Annotated in this window: 17 protein-coding genes; 13 read left to right on the top strand and 4 right to left on the bottom strand. The window is 69.2% G+C overall.

The window, feature by feature from the left end; genetic code table 11:
• Nucleotides 1-19: 19 nt before the first annotated feature.
• The gene (locus tag KBX53_RS01910) at nt 20-1,852 is read right to left on the bottom strand and encodes an RICIN domain-containing protein (protein ID WP_210857608.1); all 1,833 of its coding nucleotides are present in this window, start codon (nt 1,850-1,852) and stop codon (nt 20-22) included.
• A gap of 299 nt (nt 1,853-2,151) precedes the next feature.
• Between KBX53_RS01910 and KBX53_RS01905 the strand changes: the two genes are divergently transcribed.
• The 4 genes from KBX53_RS01905 to KBX53_RS01890 are packed head-to-tail and all read left to right on the top strand — an operon-like array spanning nt 2,152 to nt 6,970.
• On the top strand, nt 2,152-3,390 hold the full coding sequence (locus KBX53_RS01905) for a sugar ABC transporter substrate-binding protein (protein ID WP_210857607.1): 1,239 nt from the start codon (nt 2,152-2,154) through the stop codon (nt 3,388-3,390).
• An 18-nt stretch (nt 3,391-3,408) separates the two neighbouring features.
• The gene (locus tag KBX53_RS01900; RefSeq protein WP_030333824.1) at nt 3,409-4,380 is read left to right on the top strand and encodes a carbohydrate ABC transporter permease; all 972 of its coding nucleotides are present in this window, start codon (nt 3,409-3,411) and stop codon (nt 4,378-4,380) included.
• The gene (locus tag KBX53_RS01895; RefSeq protein WP_030333822.1) at nt 4,377-5,201 is read left to right on the top strand and encodes a carbohydrate ABC transporter permease; all 825 of its coding nucleotides are present in this window, start codon (nt 4,377-4,379) and stop codon (nt 5,199-5,201) included. The genes KBX53_RS01900 and KBX53_RS01895 overlap by 4 nt, the downstream gene beginning before the upstream one ends.
• 56 nt (nt 5,202-5,257) lie before the next feature.
• Nucleotides 5,258-6,970, top strand: coding sequence for an amylo-alpha-1,6-glucosidase (locus tag KBX53_RS01890; protein WP_210857606.1), 1,713 nt, complete (start codon nt 5,258-5,260; stop codon nt 6,968-6,970).
• Between the two features lie 10 nt (nt 6,971-6,980).
• Here the strand turns inward: KBX53_RS01890 and KBX53_RS01885 are convergent, their stop codons facing one another.
• Complete coding sequence (locus tag KBX53_RS01885; RefSeq protein WP_210857605.1) at nt 6,981-7,994, bottom strand: LacI family DNA-binding transcriptional regulator; 1,014 nt, start codon at nt 7,992-7,994, stop codon at nt 6,981-6,983.
• 205 nt (nt 7,995-8,199) lie between these two features.
• Here KBX53_RS01885 and KBX53_RS01880 point away from each other — a divergent pair, with 205 nt between their 5' ends.
• Nucleotides 8,200-10,668, top strand: coding sequence for an arabinofuranosidase catalytic domain-containing protein (locus KBX53_RS01880; protein WP_309140694.1), 2,469 nt, complete (start codon nt 8,200-8,202; stop codon nt 10,666-10,668).
• A gap of 82 nt (nt 10,669-10,750) precedes the next feature.
• Here the strand turns inward: KBX53_RS01880 and KBX53_RS01875 are convergent, their stop codons facing one another.
• Nucleotides 10,751-12,100: a PHB depolymerase family esterase gene (locus tag KBX53_RS01875; protein WP_210857603.1), complete on the bottom strand. Its 1,350-nt coding sequence runs from the start codon at nt 12,098-12,100 to the stop codon at nt 10,751-10,753.
• A 265-nt stretch (nt 12,101-12,365) separates the two neighbouring features.
• Between KBX53_RS01875 and KBX53_RS01870 the strand changes: the two genes are divergently transcribed.
• From KBX53_RS01870 to KBX53_RS01860, 3 genes are all read left to right on the top strand, one after another.
• Nucleotides 12,366-13,364 carry a PaaX family transcriptional regulator C-terminal domain-containing protein gene (locus KBX53_RS01870; RefSeq protein WP_210857602.1) on the top strand — a complete coding sequence of 333 codons (999 nt, stop codon included), beginning with the start codon at nt 12,366-12,368 and terminating at the stop codon, nt 13,362-13,364.
• 609 nt (nt 13,365-13,973) lie between these two features.
• On the top strand, nt 13,974-15,440 hold the full coding sequence (locus KBX53_RS01865; RefSeq protein WP_210857601.1) for an endo-1,4-beta-xylanase: 1,467 nt from the start codon (nt 13,974-13,976) through the stop codon (nt 15,438-15,440).
• Nucleotides 15,441-15,948: 508 nt separating this feature from the next.
• The gene (locus KBX53_RS01860) at nt 15,949-17,250 is read left to right on the top strand and encodes an RICIN domain-containing protein (protein WP_247674971.1); all 1,302 of its coding nucleotides are present in this window, start codon (nt 15,949-15,951) and stop codon (nt 17,248-17,250) included.
• A gap of 72 nt (nt 17,251-17,322) precedes the next feature.
• Here KBX53_RS01860 and KBX53_RS01855 read toward each other — a convergent pair whose 3' ends face one another.
• Nucleotides 17,323-18,093: a FadR/GntR family transcriptional regulator gene (locus KBX53_RS01855; protein WP_030333841.1), complete on the bottom strand. Its 771-nt coding sequence runs from the start codon at nt 18,091-18,093 to the stop codon at nt 17,323-17,325.
• Between the two features lie 144 nt (nt 18,094-18,237).
• Between KBX53_RS01855 and KBX53_RS01850 the strand changes: the two genes are divergently transcribed.
• The 5 genes from KBX53_RS01850 to KBX53_RS01830 all read left to right on the top strand — a co-directional run bounded on the left by KBX53_RS01850 (nt 18,238) and on the right by KBX53_RS01830 (nt 23,671).
• Nucleotides 18,238-19,500, top strand: a complete 1,263-nt coding sequence (locus KBX53_RS01850; RefSeq protein ID WP_030333843.1) for an ABC transporter substrate-binding protein — start codon at nt 18,238-18,240, stop codon at nt 19,498-19,500.
• 10 nt (nt 19,501-19,510) lie between these two features.
• Nucleotides 19,511-20,488, top strand: a complete 978-nt coding sequence (locus KBX53_RS01845; RefSeq protein WP_247674970.1) for a carbohydrate ABC transporter permease — start codon at nt 19,511-19,513, stop codon at nt 20,486-20,488.
• Nucleotides 20,488-21,315, top strand: coding sequence for a carbohydrate ABC transporter permease (locus KBX53_RS01840; protein ID WP_210857598.1), 828 nt, complete (start codon nt 20,488-20,490; stop codon nt 21,313-21,315). Before KBX53_RS01845 ends, KBX53_RS01840 begins: the two co-directional genes overlap by 1 nt.
• 1 nt (nt 21,316) lies before the next feature.
• A complete protein-coding gene (locus tag KBX53_RS01835; protein WP_210857597.1) occupies nt 21,317-22,540 on the top strand; it encodes a mandelate racemase/muconate lactonizing enzyme family protein in 1,224 nt (407 codons plus the stop codon).
• Between the two features lie 105 nt (nt 22,541-22,645).
• The gene (locus KBX53_RS01830) at nt 22,646-23,671 is read left to right on the top strand and encodes a (R,R)-butanediol dehydrogenase (RefSeq protein WP_030333851.1); all 1,026 of its coding nucleotides are present in this window, start codon (nt 22,646-22,648) and stop codon (nt 23,669-23,671) included.
• The last annotated feature ends 58 nt before the right edge of the window (nt 23,672-23,729 follow it).

The raw sequence follows: 23,729 nt of genomic DNA, 5'->3' as shown, positions 1-23,729 counted from the left end.
TCACCAGTTCCCGGGACGCCTACCGCCCCAGGAGCCGCCACGTCTGGTTCAACGGGCTGCCCTGGTTGGCCGCCCGGCAGGTCCACTGGTGCACCTGCGCGCCGGCCGCCGTGGAGACCGCGTTGACATCGACGCACTTGCCACTGTGGCGGGCGATGAGTTGGTAGTCGTGCGAGTCGCTGCCGGCGTAGGTCACCTTGCGCAGCGTGAACTGCTGGTTGAGGCCGTTCAGGCAGGTCCACTGGTGCACCGCCGCGCCGTCGGCGGTGGACACGCCGCTGACGTCGAGACACTTGCCGCTCTGCTGGTTGACCACCGTGTAGGTGTTGGCCACGCCGGCCACCGGCCGGAAGTTCCACAGCTGCTGGTCACCGCCGTCGCAGTGGTTCTGCTGCTGGACGTTGCCGTCGGCGGTGCTCAGCCCGGCGTTGTTCAGGCACTGCTGGGAGTGTTGGGCCACCGCCACCGACTGGAAGCCACCGTCCGAGGGGGGCAGCAGCGTGACGGTGTAGGTGTCGGTCTGGTTGGTGTACGGCACTGTCACCGTCGCGTTGTTGTTGGAGACCGTGACCACGCTGTTCGAGACCGTGACCGGCCCCGGCACGGCGCCACCGCCGTTGTGCGGGATGCGTTGGGTGACGACCCGGACCTGGTTGTTCTGCACGATGCCGCTGGTGGTGTCCAGGCGTTGCAGGTTGACGGTCAGGTTCCCGGTGGTACGACCACCGCCGAGCAGGACCTTCGCCGACCCGGCCGTCTTCGTGGCGTACGCGTCGTACGACTGGCTGGGGGTCACCGCGACGGTCTCGCCGACCTGGGAGGCGTAGTAGCGGTAGTTCCACCACTCCCCCTTGGACTGGTGCTGGCCGGCCGAGTTGCGGATCAACAGGTTGCCGAGGTCGTTGTGCAGACTGCCGCCGCTGGCCCAGTTCGCCCGCAGGCCGTCGGCCCGGGCCCGCTCCAGACGCGCGATGTACCAGGCGCCGTCGGCCGGGTTCTGCTCGTCCGGCGCGCCGTACTCGTTGATCTGGTACGGACGCGGGTGGGCGATGCCGCGCGGGTCGAGGGTGGCGTTGGCGGCGGCGACGTTGGCGACCGGGTCACCGGGCAGCGAGTGCCAGCTCATGATGTCCGGCACCGTGTTGGTCGAGCGCACGAAGTCCAGGTACTGGTTCCAGAAGGCGTGCGTGGTCGACGGCACGCAGGCGCAGCTCGGCCCGACGATGAGCTGGCTGGGGAACTCCGCCCGGATGCGCTGGTAGGTCCGACGCCAGAGTTCGAGGTACTGGGAGATCGGCCGGTTCCAGAAGATGGTGATGTTGGGTTCGTTCCAGATGTCCCACTGCACCGACAGGCCGGACGCCCGTACGTCGCTGATCAGGCGGGTCAGGAAGTTGTCGTAGTCGGTCCAGTTGCCGTTGTCACCGGGGAATCGGGAGATTCCGGCACCGTCGGCGCCCCACAGGTCGTGCGGCAGGATGATGAACTTTCCGCCGAGGGACGTGGTCCGGCGCGCCTGGGCGAGGGTGGAGTTCCAGCGACGGTCGTACGTGCCGCCGACCCAGCCACTCCCCGGAAGCTGCGCGCCACCGGCGCGCATGTACTGGAACTTGACGTCCCGGTAGAAGTGGTCGGCGGGGCCGCTGGCGTTCTCGGTCATGCCGTAGATCCAGCCGGACGCGCGGTAGGTCGGCGCACCGCTGGTGGTGGAGAAGTTGACACTGATCGACTCGTCGGCGGCCTGGGCGGGGGACGCGACGACGGTGACGGCGGCGGCGGCGAGCAGGCCGACGACGAGTCGGGCCGCGAACACGCGGGCTCGTCCTGACCTGCTGCGGGACGGGGTTTTCACGGGCGGCTCCTTGGTGGGGCGCGGGGGACGCTCTCCGGAGGGCAGCGCTTGCGAATCGATTCGCACGGATCGTAGGACCACGAACTGAACGATGTCAATGAGATGACGGCGCGGTGACGTCCACGTTGCCCTGCGATCCTCCTCGACCGGCCGACCGGCTCTTGACCCCCGGCCACGCCCAGACCTATCTTCGGGCGAACCGATTCGTCGAATCGATTCGCCTCATGGTTGGACTGGTCCAACCCGCGACGATCAACCCACACACCCCACCTGACGATCGATTTGAAGTGAGGCACCAGATGACCGGACTGAATCGTCGGCGGCGCCTGGCCGCCGTCGCCGTGATAGCTCTCGCCGCAGTGACGGGCGGTGCCTGCTCGTCGTCCACCGACGGCCCCTCCGACGGGGGCGCCTACCTCGTCTGGGACCCGTATCCGCAGTTCGCCGACGACTCCGAGTGGGTCGCGCTGCTCAAGAAGTGCGGCACCTCGGCCGGAGTGACGGTCGAGCGAACCGGCTACGACACCACCGACCTGACCAACAAGGCGCTGCTCGCCGCCCAGCAGGGGAACTCGCCGGACGTGCTGATCGTCGACAACCCGGTCATCTCGACGCTGGCCGAGGCCGGTGCGCTCACCACCACCGACGACAACAAGCTGGACGTCTCCGCCATGGAGAAGAACCTGCTCGGCGCCGGCCAGAGCGACGGCAAGACCTACGGGGTGCCGATCGGGGCCAACACCCTCGCCCTCTACTACAACAAGGACCTGCTCACCGCCGCCGGCGTCGATCCCGCCACCGTCACGGACTGGACGTCGCTGACCGCAGCCCTGACCAAGGTCAAGGCCAAGGGGAAGAAGGGCATCACCTTCTCCGCGATCGGCACCGAGGAGGGCAGCTTCCAGTTCCTGCCCTGGTTCTGGGGATCGGGGGCCCAACTGACCAGCCTGGACTCGCCGCAGGCGGTGTCCGCGCTGACGCTCTGGACCGACTGGCTCAAGCAGGGCCACGCCCCCAACTCCGTCATCAACAACACCCAGACCACCAGCTGGCAGGAGTTCGCCACCGGCGACTACGCGTTCGCCGAGAACGGCACCTGGCAGTTGGCGAACGCGGAGAAGCTTCCCTTCGCGTACGGCACCATCCCGGTCCCGGCCAGCGCGGGCGGCCCGGCCCCGGCGCCCACCGGTGGTGAGTTCGTCTCCATCCCGGTGCAGAAGAACACCGGTCGTTACCAGACGTCGCAGCAGCTCGTCGCCTGTCTGACCAACGCCGACAACCTCCTCACCACGGACACCACGCTCTCCTACGTCGCACCCGTCGCCGCCGTGCAGGAGCGACAGGCGACCGCGGACCCGAAGCTCAAGGTCTGGGTGGAGGCGGTCCGGGCAGCCAAGGGCCGGACCGGTGACAACCTCGGCACGAAGTACCCGAAGATCTCCGAATCCCTGTGGACAGCGGTCCAGGCGGCCCTCAGCGGCGGGAAGTCGCCGCAGGAGGCGCTGACCGCCGCGCAGACCGCCGCCTCGACCAGGTAAGCGATCCGAACCGACACCATGCGCGCCACGACAGAGACCTCCACTGCCGTACGGGACCAGGGTGGGGCGGCGAGCACCGCCCCACCCGGGCCTCCCCCGTCCCGGGCCCGCCGGCCCAACCGATGGTGGGCCTGGGGCTTCCTGGCCCCGGTGACCATCTACCTGGCGGCCTTCTACGCCTACCCGCTCTACCGCAACGTCGAGTTGAGCCTGCGGGAGTACACCGTCCGCTCGTTCGTGCAGGGCGGGGCACCGTTCGCCGGCCTCGACAACTACCGGACGGTCCTGACCGACCCGGCGTTCTGGCCCACGCTCACGCACACGGTGGTCTTCACCGCGGCCTCGCTCGCCTTCCAGTTCACCATCGGGATGGCCCTGGCCCTCTTCTTCCACCAGCACTTCCCGCTGTCGCGCACGCTGCGGGCGCTGATCCTCGTACCGTGGCTGTTGCCGCTGATCGTCTCGGCGTCGACCTGGTCGTGGCTGCTCAACAGCGACTCGGGGCTGGTCAACGCGGCGCTCGGCGTCGTCGGGATCGACCCGGTCAACTGGCTCACCTCACCGGGCTGGTCGCTCACCTCGGTGGTCATCGCGAACGTCTGGATCGGCATCCCGTTCAACCTGGTGGTGCTGTACAGCGGCCTCCAGGCGATCCCGGCGGAGATGTACGAGGCGTCCGCGCTCGACGGCGCGACCGGGTGGCAACGGTTCTGGGGGATCACCTTCCCGCTGCTGCGTCCCGTCTCCGCGATCACGCTCCTGCTGGGGTTGATCTACACGCTGAAGGTCTTCGACATCATCTGGATCATGACCAGGGGTGGCCCGACCGGCTCCTCCGCCACGCTCGCCACCTGGTCGTACCGGCTCGGCTTCGGCAACCTGCTGCCCGAGTTCGGCCCGGGCGCGGCCATCGGGAACCTGCTCATCGTGCTGGCCCTGATCGCCGGCCTCGTCTACATCCGGATCGAGCGGAGGCAGCAGCTGCGATGACCACCTCGACGCCTCGGGCCTGGTGGAAGACCGGCGTCGGCCTGGTGCTGACCGGGCTGATGCTCTTCCCCGTCTACTGGATGATCAATGTGTCCTTCACCCGGGACCAGGACATGCGGGCCAGTCCCCCGCACCTGTTCCCCACGAACGGCACCCTGGACGGCTACCGGGCGGTGCTCGACCAGCAACTGCCGTACCTCGGCACCAGCTTCCTGGTCGGCCTCGGCACCGTGGCACTGACAGTCGCACTGGCCGCCCCCGCCGGCTACGCCCTGGCGAAGCTGCGGCCACCCGGCGGGCCGGCGCTGAGCTTCGTGCTGCTGATCGCGCAGATGATCCCGGGAATCATCATGGCGATGGGCTTCTACGCCATCTTCCTCACCCTCGGCGTCCTGAACACGCTGCCCGGCCTGATCCTGGCCGACACCACGCTCGCGGTGCCGTTCGGCGTCCTGATCTTCACGGCCTTCATGTCCGGCATCCCCGACGAGCTGCTCCAGGCCGCAGTGGTCGACGGCGCCGGTCGACTGCGGACCTTCTGGTCGGTGGTGCTGCCGGTCAGCCGCAACTCGATCGTCACGGTGTCGCTCTTCGCGTTCCTGTGGTCCTGGTCGGACTTCATCTTCGCCTCGACCCTGGCCGGAGGCGGCGACCACCAGCCGATCACCCTCGGCATCTACCACTACATCGGCAACAACAACCAGCAGTGGAACGCCATCATGGCCACCGCCGTCGTCGCCTCGATCCCCGCCGCCGTACTGCTGATCCTGGCCCAGCGCTACGTCTCGATGGGCGTGACCGCCGGCGCCGTCAAGGACTGACCATCCGCGGCGGTCGAGGACCGACCACCCGCACCACAGAGAGGCACCCGCCACCCATGACCGTCGCCCCGTCCGGTCCGGAGTTCGGAATCCAGGACATCCCGTTCAGCTACCGAGGATCCTGGTTCAACATCTCCCCGGTGGTAGCCGAGAAGACGTACGCCGACGATCTGCACCTGGTCTCGCACCAGACCGGGCTGCACCCCGTCCTGCGGCTCGCCCCCAGTGTCGCCGGCACCACCGTCGTCGCCACACCCACGGTGCTGACCTGGAACAACGGCACCGGCCGGATCGAGGCCGTCTACGACGGGCCGGACACCCTGCGGATCCGGGGCCACCGGCTCGGCCTGCGGGTGGCCGCCGCCGCGCACACCCTCACCCCGTTCAGCGGCACCTACCTGTACGCCGACCCGGTCGACGGGTCACACGTGTTCACCTCGTACGAGACCGGTCGCCGCTACCGGGTCACAGTGCTCTCCGGCGCTCTGTCGCGCACCGACGGCGCGCAGGCGCTCGGCACCGCCGGCCGGTCCGTGGACCTGCCGGGCGACCAGCCCTGGGAGATCGCGATCGAGGAGTACGCCACGGCGCGCCGCCCGTACGCCGGATCCGTCGCCTTCGAGCGGTTGTGCCGTGACCGGATGGCGGAGTTCACCGCGTTCGTCGACGCGATCGCGCCCTGGCGTGGTGCCCAGACCCCGGCCGCCGAGCTGGCCGCGTACGTCCTGTGGTCGGCCACCGTCGCTCCGGCGGGTTTCGTCACCCGACCGGCCGTGCTGATGTCCAAGCACTGGATGGACAAGGTGTGGAGCTGGGACCACTGCTTCAACGCGATAGCCCTGGCGGCCGGCGAGCCGGAGCTGGCCTGGCACCAGTTCCAGCTGCCCTTCGACCACCAGGACGAGACCGGCGCCCTGCCCGACTCGGTCACCCACTCCGAGGTCCTGCACAACTACGTCAAGCCCCCCATCCACGGCTGGGCCCTGCGTCACCTGCGCCGACGCCTTCCCGAGCCGCCGGATCGGGCGGCGCTGGCGCAGACCTACGACCGGCTGGCGCGCTGGACCGGGTTCTGGCTCGACGCGCGGCGGGCCCCCGGCCACGACCTGCCGCACTACCACCACGGCAACGACAGCGGTTGGGACAACGCCACCACCTTCGACGACAACCGGGTCCTCGAGACGGCCGACCTCGCCGCGTTCCTGGTGTCGCAGCTGCGCTGCCTCGCCGACCTCGCCACCGAGCTGGGTGAGCCCGCCGCCCGCTGGTCCCGGGAGGCCGACCGGATCCACGCTGCCATGCTGCGCGACCTGTGGGACGGTGAGCGTTTCCGCGCGCGTGACCCCCGTACCGGGCAGCGGCGATCCAGCCGCAGTCTGCTCGACCTGATGCCCGTCGCGCTGGGGGCCGACCTGCCGGCCCCGGTCGCCGCCGCGCTGGCGCGAGGCGTCGAAACCCACCTGACCACGCACGGGCTGGCCACCGAGCCGACGGATTCGGCCCACTACGTGGCCGACGGCTACTGGCGTGGCCCGATCTGGGCACCGTCCACGGTGCTGGTCGAGGACGGCCTGCGCCGGGCCGGGCAGACCGGGATCGCCGACGACATCAGCCGACGCTTCCTCGCCCTGTGTGAGAAGTCCGGCTTCGCGGAGAACTTCGACGCCGAGACCGGCACCGGCCTGCGCGACCGGGCGTACACCTGGACCGCGAGCAGCTATCTCATCCTCGCCGCCGCCGCGGAGCAACGGCGGGTCAGGGGCGGGTAGCCGGGTCGGATCAGCGGGCCCGGACCGGCCCGGTGCTGGAACGCAACGAGATGGGCGGGCTGTAGAGGCGGTGTCGTGGCACGGCGCCGGGAGCCGCGATGATCTCCAGCAGGAGCGCCACCGCCTCGGCGCCCATCTCGACCATCGGCACGTCGGCGGCGGTCAACGGCGGGCGGAAGTCCTCCGCCCAGTGCTGCGCGGCGACGCCGGTGACGGAGAAGTCGCGGGGCACCGACAACCCGGCGCCGGTCAGCGCGCGCTGCATCCCGGGCAGTGCGGCCTCGTTGATGGTGGCCACCGCGGTGACCTCCGGGTGCGTGGCGAGCAGCTGCTCCATGCACGCCTCGCCGGAGGCCGTGTCGTCGCCGCTGCAGACCTCCACGCCGGTCAGCCCCCGCTCCAGCGCCGCCGCACGAAAGCCGGCCAGCGCGCGATGGCTGGGGCCGTATCCGGCGGCCACCAGCTCCGCCGACCGGTTCACGAGGGCCACCTGCCGGTGCCCCAGATCGGCCAGGTGTTGCACGCACCGGGCGATCAGGCCGGCGTAGTCGATGTCGATCCAGCTCATCCCGTGCGGCTCGGCGGTCCGGCCGATCGTGACGAACGGCAGCCCGGCCGTGGTCAACCGGGTCACCCGGTCGTCGGCCAACCGGATCTCCATCAGGATCACGCCGTCCACCCGACGCCCGGTCACGATCCGTTCGAAGGACCGGTCATGGTCGCCACCGGAGGGGGACAGCAGCACATCGAGGTCGTGGCGGGCGGCCGCCTCGACGACGCTGGCGACGAAGCCCAGCTGCATGTCTGTCAATCGCTGGCTGGCCGGCGGGATGACCAGCCCGAGGGTGCGGGTGCGCCCCTCCTTCAGCGCGCGGGCGCTGGCGTTCGGCCGGTAGTTCAACTCGTCGATGACCGACTGGATGCGTTGCCGGGTCCCCTCCGAGACGCTGCGTTTCCCGCTGAGCACGTAGGAGACGGTGCTGCGGGACACCCCCGCCCGACGGGCGATCTCCCCGATGTTCATCAATCGCCCTCGAATCGATTCTTGCCCCGACACGGGGACGCACCTTGCACCGCCGACCAGCATATCCGTCCTCAGGCTCATCGATCGACAACCAACGTGTGCCAACTAGCGCTCATAGATGGGCGACTATTAATGTCACAGGTATGACGTGTGACGTCAATCTCCGCACCGCACCCCGTCCCGTACCGGAAAGGATCCGATGAATGTGAAGAGAAAACTGGGTCGCCTGATGGCCGCCGCCGGGACCCTGCTGGCAGTGGTCGTCAGCGCCGGCGTCTACGTGGTCTCGGACACCCCGGGCGTCGCCCATGCCGCCGGCACCGGCCCGTGCGACATCTACGCCTCCGGCGGCACACCCTGCGTGGCCGCGCACAGCACCACCCGCGCGCTGTACGGCGCCTACAACGGCCCGCTCTACCAGGTCCGACGCTCGTCGGACAACACCACCCGCGACGTGGGCGTACTCAGCGAGGGGGGCTACGCCAACGCCGCCACCCAGGACTCGTTCTGCGCCAGCACCAGCTGCGTCATCACGATCATCTATGACCAGTCCGGCCGCAACAACCGGCTCACCCAGGCACCGCCCGGCGGCTTCGCCGGCCCCGCACCCGGCGGTTGGGACAACCTCGCCGACGCGAAGGCGGCCCCGGTCACCGTCGGTGGCCAGAAGGCGTACGGCGTCTACATCGCCCCCGGCACCGGCTACCGCAACAACAACACCAACGGTGTCGCCACCGGCGACCAGCCCGAGGGCATCTACGCGGTCGTCGACGGCACGCACTACAACCAGTGGTGCTGCTTCGACTACGGCAACGCCCAGACCAACAACCTGGCCGACGAACGCGCCATCATGGAGACCGTCTACTTCGGCGCCAACAAGCAGTGGGGCTACGGCGCGGGCGCCGGCCCCTGGATCATGGCCGACCTGGAGTGGGGGCTGTTCTCCGGGGTGAACGCGGGCTACAACAACATCGCGTCCATCAACCACCGCTTCGTCACGGCCATGGTCAAGGGCGAGCCGAACCACTGGGCGATCCGGGGCGGAAACGCTCAGTCGGGCAGCCTGACGACCTACTTCGACGGGCCACGCCCCAACGGCTACCACCCGATGAAGAAGGAAGGGGCCATCCTGCTCGGCATCGGCGGCGACAACAGCATCACCGGCCGGGGCACGTTCTTCGAGGGCGTACTGACCTCCGGCTACCCGACGGCCGCCACCGAGAACGCCGTCCAGGCCAACATCAACGCCGCCGGCTACGCACCGGCCGGAGGCGGCAACCCGCAACAGAACGCCCAGGTCGTGGGCGGCCAGTCCGGGCGCTGCGTCGACGTACCGAACGGCACCACCACCACCAACGGCACCCAGGTCCAGCTCTGGGACTGCATCAGCAACAGCACCGCGCAGCGCTGGACCTACACCGCCGGCAAACAACTCCAGGTGTACGGCAACAAGTGCCTCGACGCCTTCGGCCAGGGCACCGCCAACGGCACCCAGGCCATCATCTGGGACTGCCACGGCGGCACCAACCAGCAGTGGAACCTCAACTCCAACGGCACCATCACCGGCGTCCAGTCCGGGCTCTGCCTCGACGCCAACGGCGCGGCCACCGCCAACGGCACCAAAATCATCCTCTGGGCCTGCAACGGCGGCACCAACCAGCAGTGGGCCTCGCCGACCACCACCCCGCCGCCGACCAACCCGCCCACCGGCGCGCGCCCGTGCGACATCTACGCCTCCGGCGGCACCCCGTGCATCGCCGCGCACAGCACCACGCGAGCGCTCTACGAGGCGTACGCCGGCAACCTGTACCAGGTCCGACGCTCGTCGGACAACACGACCCGCAACATCGGGCTCACGGCAACCGGCGGCACCGCCAACGCGGCCACGCAGGACTCGTTCTGCGCCGGCACGACCTGCGTGATCACCGTGGTCTTCGACCAGTCCGGGCGTGGCAACGACCTCTGGTACCAGGGGTCGAGCGTGGTGCCGGGCTCGCCCCAGAGCAAGCCGGCGATCGCGACCTCGGAGTCGCTGACCGTGGGCGGCGCGAAGGCGTACTCGCTCTACATCAATCCCGGTAACAGCTACTGGCGCGACGGGCACCTCACCGGCGTGCCGACCGGCGCGGCTCCCGAGGGCATGTACATGGTGACCAGCGGGACCCACGTCAACAGCGGCTGCTGCTTCGACTACGGCAACAGCGAGACGACCAGGAAGGCCGACGCCGCCGGGGCGATGGACGCCATCAACTTCAGCAAGCAGTGCTGGTTCGGCGGCTGCTCCGGCAGCGGGCCCTGGGTGCAGGCGGACCTGGAGTGGGGCCTCTTCCCAGGTGGCAGCCAGGCCTGGAACCCGAACCAGCGTGCCTTCACCAGCAAGTTCGTGACCGCGACGTTGAAGAACAACGGCACGACCCGCTTCGCCATCAAGGGCAGCGACGCCCAGTCCGGCAGCCTCTACACGCTGTACGACGGCTCGCTCCCGCCGGGATACAGCCCGATGAAGAAGCAGGGCGCGATCATCCTGGGCAGCGGCGGTGACTGCTGCAAGCCCGACGGCGGCGCGAACCTCAGCGCCGGCACCTTCTACGAGGGGGCCATGGTCGCCGGCTACCCGTCCGACGCGACCGAGAACGCGGTGCAGGCCAGCGTGGTGGGCGCCGGTTACCGCTGACCCGGTGACGCCGGAACGGGGGAGTGCGCCGGTCACCACGCGGTGGTGACCGGCGCACTGTCTCGTCGACGCCAGCCTGGTCTCAGGCGATGGCGCAGGACGCGCCGTTGAGGGTGAACGAGGACGGCCGGGCGTTGTTGCCGGTGTGGGTGGCCTGGAAGCCGATGGTCACCGAGCCGTTGGCGGGGATGCCGCCGTTGTAGGCGACGTTGCGGGCCGTCACCTGCCCGGAGTTGGGCGAGTAGGTGGCGTTCCAGCCCGAGGTGATGGTCTGCCCGCCCGGCAGGGTGAAGACCAGTGACCAGCCGTTGACGGCGCTGGTGCTGGTGTTCGTGATGGTGATGTTCTCGGTCAGGCCGGTGTTCCAGGCGTTCAGGTCGACGGCCACCCGGCAGGCGCCGGATGCGGGCGGCGGCGTGGTGGGCGGCGGCGTGGTCGGGGGTGGCGTCGTCGGGGGTGGCGTCGTCGGCGGCGGGGTGGTCGGCGGCGGCGTCGTGGGGTTGGTCAGGCCGAAGAACTGCAGGGCTGCGGCAGCCATTCCGCCGGAGGGCAGGCTGTGCCCGGCCCCCTGGATGCTGTACGCCTCAACCTGGACGGTGCCGTTGCTGTCGGCGTAGCGACGTCGGTTCCAGTTGGCCTGGGGCGTGTCGGTGGAGGTGGGTGTCTGGCTCAGCCCGAACACGTTGGTCCACTGCTCGATCGTCTCCTGCAGCAACGAGTACGGCACGAGCGTGTCGCTGGTGCCGTGCCACAGCTGCACGCGCGGGCGGGGCCCGGAGTAACCCGGGTACGCCTGGCGGACCGCGTCGCCCCACTGCTGCGGGGTCCGGTTCATGTTTCCGCCGGTGCACTGGCTGCTGCCGGGCGGGTAGTCCGCCGCGTTGGCGAAGCAGTTGAACGGCACGCCCATGAACGCGGCGCCGGCCTTGAACACGTCGGGGTAGAGCGCCAGCATGTGGTTCGTCATCATGCCGCCGGAGGAACTGCCGGTGGCGTAGACCCGATCCCCGTCGGCCGCGTACTGCTGCTGCACGTACCGGATCATGGAGATGATCGACACCGGGTCGCTGCCGCCACCACGTCGCTTGGCGGCGTCCGACCAGGTGTCGAAGCAGTTGCCGAACCCGGCCTGCTGGGTGGCGGACGGGTAGATGACGATGTATCCGTAGCGGTCCGCGAGGCTGGCGAACTCGCTCCCGGAGTAGAAGCCGGGGCCGGATCCTCCGCAGCCGTGCATGGCCACCACGACCGCCGGGCGGGCCGGGCGGTTGTCCGGCACGTAGACGTGCATGCGCATCCGACCCGGGTTGTCACCGAAGCTGGTCACCTCGGTCAGCGACGCCGCGTACGCGGGTCGGAGCGCGGGGACCAGCAGGCCGGCTGTCAGCAGCGGCACGGCGAGGGCGAGCAGCAGTTTTCTCTTGATTCTCAACGGACGACTCCTTCGATTGCCGGTTCGGCTGGGATTGGTCGCGCGATCCGTCAGCGGGTGCGCCCGGTTCCCGCGTGATCGCGCCTGCCCGCTACCTGTGGCTTGCCCTGCCCGGCTCCGGACGGCATTGCGTGGCAATTAGTGTTCCCCTCGGACCGACAAGTGTCAATCGAAGTTTCTCTATCGCGAAGCGGTCCCGGGGCTCGGCGGGGAGCGGCGATCCGTCTACAGTCGTCACACCGTCCCTGAAGAGCACGGAGCGCCTGTGGCAAGCCCGTTCGACATCGACGAGATATATCCGGACGACGGAGATCACGAACTCCGGCTGCCCAGGCGGCAGGTGGGCAACTCCCCCCAGGGGGTCGCCGTGACCCTGTTGGCGGACTACACCCTGCGGACCCGTGTCCCCCTGCCGTCCGCCGCCATCGTGGCGCTGCTCGGAGAGACCGGCGTGACGACGGCCGGGGCGCGCACCGCGATCAGCCGGCTGGCCCGCCGCGGGGTCCTGGAGGGCAGCCGACTGGGGCGCCGCAGCTCGTACCGCCTCAGCCGCGCAGCGGCGGCCAGCCTCTCCGCGGGCGCCCACTGGATCCTCGCCTCCACCACCTCGACGGTGCGATGGGACGGGTGCTGGACGGTTGTCGCCTTCTCGCTGCCGCAGGAGCTGAGCACGCAGCGACGGGCGCTGCGGGCTCAGCTGCGGTGGCTCGGCTACGCGCCGCTGTACGACGGGCTGTGGATCTCGCCGCGCGAACTGAACGCTCCGGCTCGGGCTCGGCTCGACCAGCTCACCCTCGGTGCCGTGACGGTGTTTCGCGGCCGACAGACCCCGCTCGGCTCGGCGGCTCATCGTGCCCCGATCGAGGCCTGGGACATCCAGGCGATCAGTCGGAGCTACGACGCGTTCCTGCGGCGCTGGACGCCGCTGCTGCCCGCTGTGGTGTCCGGGGAGGTCGACGGGGTTGCCGCGGTGCGGGCGCGTACCGAGGTGATGGACACCTTCCGGCGGTTTCCCGTACTCGATCCGCAGTTGCCCCTGGAGCTTCTTCCGCAGGGGTGGCTCCGGCGGCCGGCGCAGGAGTTGTTCGCGGCCGTCTACGACGGCCTCGCCGCGCCCGCCGAGCGGCACGTTCGGGCGGTCGTCGCCCGGTTTGCCGACGGCACACAGCCCGACATCCGGGCGCACACCACCGCCGACATGCTCGCCGGTGTACGCGTCGAGGCGAGCCTGGCCGAGCATGGGCACGGCGGTTCTGCCGGCTGACGAGAATTACGTGGATCGTGCCGATGGCGCACTCGGGGTCTGGGGTCGGCGCGCTTGGCGATGACGCCTACGGGCAGCTGATCAAGGGCGGTCTGGATCGGCTGGCGCAGGAGCTGACCTCCACGTAGGCGCGCGCTGCCGATAAGGACGACCTCTGGTCGCCGGATCGCCTGCCCCGCCGCCGCCCGCGCCCGGTCTCGCTTGCTAGCTGTGAGCGATAACAGAGCCACCCTCAGGCGTCTTTCGGTAGCGCCGTGGCGCGGCCGTTCCGGCAGGTCGCGCGGCGAATGACGCGGATCCTCGCAGGCGGCGGGTGGTGATCGGGGCGAGGTGTTCCGGCGCGTCGGCGTGAACGGCTCATTTCGTCTTGACGAACGACATGTTATCGCTCACTCTCGATATAGAGGACGATCGTTTCGTTGGGTTCACCGGGCGAGCCCTACGCGTCGTTTCTCGGTTCTCGGCGTCCATCCGGGCAGGCGGACGTCACCTCAGGGCTCCCGGCGGTGCCGGCGAACGCCTTCCCCAACCATGTGCGCCGGCACCAGGGGCCGTCCTGACTGAAGTGGCACATCACCACCACCGATGCACCCACTGAGAAGGAACGACATGAAATCACCGAGAACGTTGCTGGCGGCGGCGGCCCTCGCCGTCGCCCTCACCACCGGTATGACCGTGGCGCTGACTCCCGCAGCCGGCGCCGGCACGACCCTGAAGGCGGCCGCCGCCGAGAAGGGCCGCTACTTCGGCGCGGCTGTCGCCGTCGGCAAGCTGTCGACCAGCGCCTACACGACGATCCTGAACCGTGAGTTCAACAGTGTCGTGGCCGAGAACGAGATGAAGTGGAGCTCGACCGAGCCGCAGCAGGGTGTGTTCACCTACTCCAGTGGTGACCGCCTGGTCAGCCACGCGCAGGCCAACGGCATGAGCGTGCGGGGTCACACGCTGCTGTGGCACCAGCAGCAGCCGGGCTGGGCGCAGGGCATGTCGGGCAGCGCGTTGCGCAACGCGATGATCAACCACGTCACCCAGGTCGCCACCCACTTCCGGGGCAAGATTCATTCGTGGGACGTGGTGAACGAGGCGTTCGCTGACGGTGGTTCGGGTGGGCGGCGTGACTCGAACCTGCAGCGCACCGGTAATGACTGGATCGAGGCGGCGTTCCGGGCGGCGCGGGCGGCGGATCCGGGTGCGAAGTTGTGTTACAACGACTACAACACCGACGGGATCAACGCGAAGTCGACGGGGATCTACAACATGGTGCGGGACTTCAAGTCCCGTGGTGTGCCGATCGACTGTGTGGGGTTCCAGTCGCACCTGGGTACCTCGCTGGCCGGTGACTACCAGGCCAACCTGCAGCGTTTCGCCGATCTCGGCGTGGACGTGCAGATCACCGAGCTGGACGTGATGACCGGTGGCAACCAGGCCAACATCTACGGCGCCGTCACCCGCGCCTGCCTGGCGGTCTCGCGCTGCACCGGCATCACCACCTGGGGGGTACGCGACTGCGACTCGTGGCGTGGCTCGGACAACGCGCTGCTGTTCGACTGCAACGGCAACAAGAAGGCCGCGTACAACGCCGTCCTGGACGCCCTCAACGGCGGCTCCACCCCGCCCACCACGCCCCCGCCGGGCACCGGGGTGGACACCAGCGCCTGGTACGTGCTGCTGAACCGGAACAGCGGCAAGGCACTGGACGTGTACGCCTCGGCCACCAGCGACGGCGCGCGGATCAGCCAGTGGACGCGCAACAACGGCAACAACCAGCAGTGGCAGTTCGTGGACTCGGGCGGCGGCTACTACCGGGTGAAGTCGCGCAACTCCAGCAAGGTGCTCGACGTCAGCAACTTCTCCACCGCCGACGGCGGCGCGATCGTGCAGTGGTCCGACCTCAACGGCACGAACCAGCAGTTCCGACTCGCCAATTCGTCTGATGGCTATGTGCGCCTGATCAACCGCAACAGCAACAAGGCGGTCGAGGTGCAGGGCGCGTCCACCGCCGACGGTGGCAACATCGTGCAGTACGCCGACTGGGGCGGCACGAACCAGCAGTGGCAGCTGGTCCGGATCGGCTAGTCGCTGCCATTGCCTGAGCTGGGGGAGAAGGGCTGCCGGCCGACCGGGATCCGGCCGGCGCCCGCCCCGGCGAGGTGTGACGACCGGTGGCCCGTCCCCGGGTGGGGGCGGGCCACCGCGACCATCAGGTAGTCGTTTCGGGCCACGATTCGAATCGATGACAGTCATTTGACGTATGACGTCTTTGCCGCTAATTTTCACCAGCGGGCGACGCGGCAGCCGGGAGCCAGGGCGTCGCGCCGCGCGGCTCAACGCGGCCTGCTCCGAAGCCCGGATCGCGGCATCGCCATCGACGTGCGCCGAAGGCCGCAGGATGCCCGCACAACAGCCCCAGACGTGCTGACGCCACCACCACGACGCCGGCACGCACGCCAGGGCACCCGCGGCTCTCCGCTCGTGGGTGACCCCGATCGAAGGAGTGGACATGAAAGCCCTCGGTGAGGCTCGTCCCGCCTCTCGACAGAGACGTCGCTGGCGGTCAGGGTTGGCCGCGGCGGCGGCCACGGTCATGGCAGCCAGCACCCTCGTCGCCGTCTACGCGGCGCCCGCGGCGGCAGCGACAGTGGACACCAACGCCTGGTACACCCTGGTGAACCGGAACAGCGGCAAGGCGTTGGACCTGTACGCCTCGGCCACCAACGACGGTGCGCGGATCAGCCAGTGGACGCGCAACAACGGCACCAACCAGCAGTGGCAGTTCGTGGACTCCGGGGGCGGCTACTACCGGGTCAAGTCCCGGCACTCGGGCAAGGTGCTCGACGTCAGCAACTTCTCCACCGCCGACGGCGGGGCGATCGTGCAGTGGTCCGACCTCAACGGGACGAACCAGCAGTTCCGGCTGGCCGACTCGGACGGTGGCTACGTCCGGCTGATCAACCGCAACAGCAACAAGGTCGTCGAGGTGCAGGGCGCGTCCACCGCCGACGGTGGCAACATCGTGCAGTACGCCGACTGGGGCGGCACCAACCAGCAGTGGCAACTCGTTCCCGTCGGCGGCAGCAACCCACCGCCGACCGGCGGCAGCGGGTGCGGCAAGGCGCCGACGCTGGCCAGCGGCACGCACACGATGCAGAGCAACGGCAAGAGCCGAACCTTCATCCTGCGGGTGCCCGCCAACTACAACAACAGCAACCCGTACCGGCTGATCTTCGCCTTCCACTGGCGGGGCGGCACCATGCAGGAGATCTCCTCCGGCGGCACCAGCGGGGCCGCCTGGTCCTACTACGGGCAGCAGGAGCAGTCGAACAACAGCGCGATCCTGGTGGCGCCGCAGGGATTCGGCAACGGCTGGGGCAACTCCGGCGGTGAGGACATCACCTTCGTCGACGACATGATCAGCCGGATCGAGAGCAGCCTCTGCGTCAACCCGAGGCAGCGGTTCGCGCTCGGCTTCAGCTGGGGTGGCGGCATGAGCTACGCCGTCGCCTGCGCACGGGCCACCGTCTTCCGGGCGGTCGCTGTCATCTCCGGCGCGCAGATCAGCGGGTGCAGCGGCGGCACCCAGCCGATCGCGTACTTCGGGCTGCACGGCATCTCGGACAGCGTCCTGAACATCTCCCAGGGCAGGGCGTTGCGCGACACCTTCGTCCGCAACAACGGTTGCACCGCCCAGAACCCGCCCGAGCCGGCCGGCGGCAGTCGTACGCACATCACGACCGCCTACTCCGGTTGCCGGGCCGGCTACCCGGTGCAGTGGGCGGCGTACGACAACGGTCACATGCCCGGCCCGGTGGACGGCACCTACGCCGAGAGCGGCATCACGACCTGGACCAAGGGTGAGATCTGGAGGTTCTTCGCCCAGTTCTCGTGACACTGATCGGCGCAGCCGGCGGCGTCCGCTCCCGTACCCCGGGGGTGGGCGCCGTCCCGGCTGGGGTGGCGGTCAGCGTTCGAGGCGGGCGGGGCTCCCCGAGCCGTTGCGGCGGACCAGCCAGGCCTCGGTGATGTGGGTGAACATCGCCTCGGCGGCGCCGTTGGCGTCGTGGGCGGCGATGCGTTCGTAGATGCGTCGGTGGCCCTGGTTGGACGCCACGCACAGGGCGCGTTCCGTCCGGCCCATGTACCGGGCGGTGTTGATCACCTGGCTCTCCAGCGCACGGACGACGCCACGAGCGATGCGGTTCCCCGACGCCTGCATGATCGTGTCGTGGAAGGCCCGGTCGTGGTCGTGATAGGTGACGTGGTCGTCGACGAGCTCGTCCATCCGGTCGACCATGGCCCGCAGGCGCTCGATGGTCTCGGTGTCGGCGAGGCGGGCGGCGACGTTCGCCATGTCGGACTCCAGCACCCGCCGGGTGACGACCAGGTCGTCGAGGATGGCGAAGCTGTCGTCCACGGCGATGGTCGCGGCGAGGACGAGCTCGTCGAGCATGTCCCAGTGTGCCGGTGGGGTGACCATGGTGCCGGCGCCCTGGCGGACCTGCACCAGCCCCTTCTCCTGGAGGATCTTCACTGCTTCCCGGACGACGGTCCGGCTCACCCCGAAGGTCTCGCAGAGGATCGGCTCGGGAGGTAGGGACGTCCCGGACGGGTGTACGCCGCGGACGATGCGCTCCACCAGTTCGGCGGTGACCGCCCTGGCGAGGTTGGTCGGCCGACGCACCCACGCCGGGGTCGCCGGGCTGTTCAGGGCTGTCTCCCGTGGTGGCGTCATGTCCCCCTCCGAATGGCTCGCCGTGGCACGACGTCCGGATCAGTGTACGGCCGGGTGTTGACGTCACACGTCATACGAGTTACGTTCCCGTCAACATTGGCTCGCGGGGCACCCGCCGGCCACCCCCCATATAGAGGTGACAACATGAGACAGCGCGCAATGTGGTCGGCCGTCCTCGTTGTGGGCCTGGCCCTGGCCGGTTGTGGAAGTGCTAGCGATTCGGGCAAGTCAACCAGCTCGGACGGCAAGTTGGTGGTGTGGGACTGGAAGTCCGGCGAGCCGTTCGCCAAATCCTATCTGGACAAGGCCAAGGCCGACTTCAAGAAGAAGCACGCCGACGTCGAGGTCGAGTTCGTCGCACAGCCCTTCGATCAGTACTACACCCTGCTCGGTGCGGCGATTCAGTCCGGCAAGGGCCCGGACGTCATGCTGTTCAACGGTGGCGGCCAGATCCGCGACCGGGTGGACGCGCTGGTGCCCCTCGACGAGTACGTGGCCGAGGACAAGCAGCGGCTGGCCGGCTGGGAGGCGTTCACCAAGGACGGCAAGATCTACGCCGCCCCGGTGACGCTGCAGGGTTACCCGATCTACTACAACAAGGCGATCTACCAGAAGGCCAACCTCGACCCGGCGAGCCCTGCCACCACCTGGGACAAGTTCGTCGCCGACTGCGCCGCCATCGCCAAGGCCGGTTCCAAGTGCTTCGCCCTCGGCAACAAGGAGGGCGTCGGCATCCAGTTCTGGATCTCCAGCATGGGCTCGACGACCCTCACCGCCGCCGAGTACGACGCCTGGATCGCCGGCAAGCGCGACTGGAACTCGGCCAACGTCAAGCGGCTCTTCCAGCTCTGGAAGGAGACCGGCGACAAGAAGATGAACAGCGACGGGGCCAACTCGACCGCCATGTTCAACGACTCCTTCGCGCTCTTCCAGTCCGGTAAGGCCGCCCACGTCATGGGCCTGATGTCGGACGTGGGTCACTGGCAGGACTTCAACGAGTTCCTCACCCCGGAGAAGCTCGGCGTCATGAAGGCCCCGGTCGTCACCGCCGGCACCACCCCGAGCCTTCCCTACGACGGCGGCATCGGCTACGCGGTCGCCAAGTGGACGAAGGACCCGAAGATGGCCGCCGACCTGGCGCGCTCGCTGAGCTCGGCCGAGGCGTTGAAGGCCTTCTACGCTGACGCCGGCGCGATCGCCGCCGACACCACCATCGACGTGTCGGCGGGCGGCCCGGCGGTCTCCACGATCGTCGGTGAGCTCAAGAGCGGCAAGCCCGCTCTGCACGTGGCGCTCTCCTCGAAGACGATCGACCTGATGGGGCGCCTCTCCCAGCAGCTCCTCAGCGGTTCGATCACCGTCGACGAGGTGGTGAAGCAGTTGGCCGCTTCTGACCAGGCGGGCTGACCTCGTGCCAATGGGAAACACGCAACCATCGGTCCGTCCGGCTTCGGCCGGACGGGCCGGCGGGGCGGCAGTCACCCCCGCCGCCGCCCATCGCAGCGGCGCACGACCGCGTCGCGCCCGTGGCGGCCCGGGGGCCGAGCGTTACGCCCCCTACATCCTGGTCGCCCCGGCCGTCCTGATCATCGTGCTGCTGCGGCTCTACCCGCTGATCCTCGGCGTCAACTTCTCCTTCACCGGCGACGGCGCGCAGAACGGCACAGCGGTCGGATTCGGCAACTACCGCGAGCTGTTCGCGGACCCGCTGTTCCGGACCGCGCTGAGCAACGTCGGGCTTCTGGTGCTGCTGCTGCCGGTGGCGGTGGCGATCCCCGGTCTCCTCGCGACGTTCATCTACCTGCGGGTGCCGGGTCACCGCTTCTACCGCAGCGTCTACTTCTTCCCGGCGGTGCTCTCACCGGTCATCGTCGGTGCGATCTTCAACCTGCTGCTCGCCTTCGACGGCCCGCTCAACGCCGTGCTCGGGTCGGTCGGTGTCGGTCCGGTGGACTGGCTCGGAGACCCGGACATCGCGATGTTCATGGTGGTGGGCGTGCACATCTGGGCCACCTTCGGGATGGCGCTGGTGGTGTTCCTCGCCGGCTTCGCCACGCTGGACGCCGCGCTCCTGGACGCCGCCCGGGTGGACGGGGCGTCGCTGCGTCAGGTCGTCTGGCACGTGGTCGTTCCGAGCCTCGCCCGGACCATCCAGTTCGTCTTCGTGACCACGATGATCGGGATGCTGACCTCGATGTTCGGGTTGCTCTTCGTGATGACCAGCGGCGGCCCGGAGGGCTCGACGTACCTGCCGGAGTACTACATCTGGATCCAGCAGGGCCAGATGAACCGCCCGGCCCTCGCCTCGGCAGCGTCGACGATCCTCTTCGTGATCATGCTGGTGGTGGGGCTCATGCAGATCAAACTGCTGGAACGAGCGGGGAAGGAGGACTGATGTCTCGCATCCGACTGGGACGGTGGCTGATCGCCGTCCCGATGGCACTGCTCGCGCTGGCGACGATCTACCCCCTGCTCTTCACCGCCAACGTCGCGATGAAGACGCGGCGCGACTACATCCTCGACCGGTTCTCGCTGACCGACGCGCTGCGCTGGGAGAACATCAGCACGGCGTGGAGCAGCGTCGGCATGGGCCGCTACTTCGTCAACTCGCTGTTCGTGGTGACGGCGTCGGTGCTCCTGCTGCTGCTGTTCGGGTCGATGGCCGGCTTCGCCCTGAGCCAGCTGCGGTTCCGTGGCTCATCGGCGTTGTTCCTGGGTTGCCTCGCGGGGCTCTTCATCCCGTTCCAGGTGATCATGGTGCCGCTCGCCCGGATCATGGCCGACACCGCGCTCATCGACACCTACCCGGGCCTGATCCTGGTCTACGTGGCCCAGTTTCTGCCCTTCACGGTCTTCCTCATGACGAGCTACTACAAGGGCATCCCGCCGGAGATCGTGGACGCCGCGCGGATCGACGGCAGCACCGTGTACGGGGTGTACCGCCGGATCATGCTGCCCCTGGGCACCCCGGCGCTGTTGTCGGTCGGCATCCTCAACGCCCTGTTCTGCTGGAACGACGTCCTCATGGCGCTGGTGATGATGCCCTCGGCCGACCACCGGACGCTCATGATCGGGGTGACCTCGTTGCGCGGGCAGTACTCCGACAACATTCCCACCTTCGCCTCGGGTGTGCTGATCGCCGCGATACCCGTCCTGTTGGTCTACCTGTTCCTCCAGCGCCAAATTGCCGACGGCGTCGCCGCCGGTTCCACGAAGGGTTGACATGCGGATCACGGGATATCGGACGCTCACGACGGTCCAGGAGTGGGGGCGACCCGTCGGCGACGCCAACGGGGTGTTCGCCGACGGGGTGGTCCCCGTCTCGATCGTCATCGTCGACACCGACGAAGGAATCTCGGGAATCGGCCTCGGGCCGCACGTCGAGATAGAGCGGATCTTCGCAGCCGTCGAGGGCGAAGACCCCCGTGCCGTGACGTCCCTGTACGACCGCATGTTGCGGCACACCTTCAAGGCGGGCCACGCGGGGCCGGTGTTCGGCACCATCGGCGCGCTGGACACCGCGCTCTGGGACATCAAGGCGCAGGCCGCCGGCGAACCGCTGTGGCGGCTGCTGGGCGGAAGCGACCGGCGGGTCACCGCCTACGCGTCCGGTCTGGACATCGGGCTCACCGACGACGAACTCGTCGCGGAGTACGAGGTCTACGCGAGCCACGGCCTCCGGGCGGCCAAGCTCAAGGGCGGGCTCGACATCGAGCACGACAGGCGCCGCCTCGGGCTGGTCAAGGAGGTCCTGACCGAGGCCGGGAAGGGGCAGCGGCCGGGCCTCATGCTCGACGTCAACGAGGCGTGGACGCGCAAGCAGGCTGTCCGGCACGTCTGCGAACTGGAACGTACGCTGGATCTCATCTGGATCGAGGAGCCGGTCCGGCGCTGGGACGCCGAGGGTCTCGCCGCGGTGAGCCGGGGCGTGTCCGCGTCGGTAGCCACCGGCGAGAACCTCACCGGGCTCGAACAGTACCGTCCGCTGATCGCCGCCGGCGCTGTCGACATCGTCCAGATGGCGGCCGTCTGGGGGGTCACCCACTTCCTGCGGGCGTCCGCCCTGGCCCACGCCCACGACCTGCCGGTCAGCCCGATCGGCAACAGCCCGATCGGGCTGCTGCACGCCGCGACCTCGGTGCCGAACCACCTGACGAGCGAGCTGCAGGACCTGCACCCGCCGGTCGGCGTCTCCATCGACCTGCACGACGAGGATGGCGCCTTCATCCTCGGTGACACATCGGGGCTGGGGGTCCGAGTGGACGAGGACCGGATCCGGGCGGCCAACCGCCGCCCGCAGGCGCAGACGGCCGACAGCCCCAACGTCCGGCCGGAGCGGGCCGGTCGGCGGCTGCTGGCCGGTGTCGACGGGGTGATCCCCACACGTCAGGTGCCGGTCACGTCGCTGCACCCCCACAATGACGTGTCACCGACCGCACGGCACTGAGCTGACCGACAGAACAGGGAGACGTGGGTGCATCGCGACGGCGGTGCACCCACGACCATGCCCGGTCGGCACGACCGACGTACCGACCGTCGAGACGGAGGAACGATGAAGGCAGTCGTCTACCGGGGGGCGCGAAACCTCGGAATCGAGCACCGCGACCCGGAGCCACCGGGCCGGGGTCAGGTACGCATCGAGGTGGCGTACACCGGGATCTGCGGTACGGATCTGCACATCTACCACGGCGACATGGACGCCCGGGTTGGTGACTCCGCCGTCATCGGGCACGAGATGTCCGGCCGCATCGCGGCCCTCGGTGAGGGCGTGACCGGCTGGGAGGTCGGTCAGCCGGTCACCGTGATGCCGACCCGGCCGTGTGGACGCTGCGCCGCCTGCCAGCGGGGCAACTCCCACGTCTGCCACGCCATGAACTTCCTCGGCATCGACTCACCGGGTGCCATGCAGTCGTCGTGGACCGTGCCGGTGGAGCTGGTCCTGCCACTTCCGCAGGAGTTGCCCCTCGACCACGCGGCGCTCGTCGAGCCGGTGGCGGTCGCCGTGCACGACGTACGCCGGGGGAACGTGACCGCCGACGACCAGGTGGTCGTCGTCGGTGGCGGACCGGTCGGCGTCCTCATCGCCACCGTCGCGCGCAGCCGTGGCGCGCGGGTCCTCCTCGTCGAGCCGGACCCGTTCCGCCGCGAGGTGGCCGAAGGGATCGGGGTCGAGGCCGTCGACCCGCTGTCGACCGATGTCGTGGCGCTGGTCAACGACCGTACCGACGGCGCGGGCGCCGACATCGCCTTCGAGGTGTCCGGCTCCGCCGCCGGTGTCACCACGGCGGTCGACGTCCTCACCACCCGTGGGCGGCTGGTGATGGTGGCGATCCACCCCCAGCCCCGGGAGGTCAACCTGCACCGGTTCTTCTGGCGTGAGCTGGAGCTCCTCGGCGCCCGGCTGTATCAGCGCGACGACATGGTGGAGGCGATCCGGCTGGTCGCCTCGGGTGCGATCCCGGCCCAGCGGCTCATCTCCCGGATCGAGCCGGTCGAGTCGGCCAGCGCAGCCTTCGCGGCGCTGGAGGGTGGCGGCGTGATGAAGGTGCTGCTCGACGTGCGGGAGGGTAACCAGTGACGGCCCTGTTCGACCTGTCCGGACGGACCGCCGTGGTGACCGGGGCGCGGCGCGGTAT

It is taken from the genome of Micromonospora sp. M51 (assembly GCF_018070305.1).
In the GTDB taxonomy this organism is placed as follows: domain Bacteria; phylum Actinomycetota; class Actinomycetes; order Mycobacteriales; family Micromonosporaceae; genus Micromonospora; species Micromonospora parva.
Note: the sequence above shows the minus strand (reverse complement) of the source record. Positions and strands in the feature narration are given on the sequence as shown.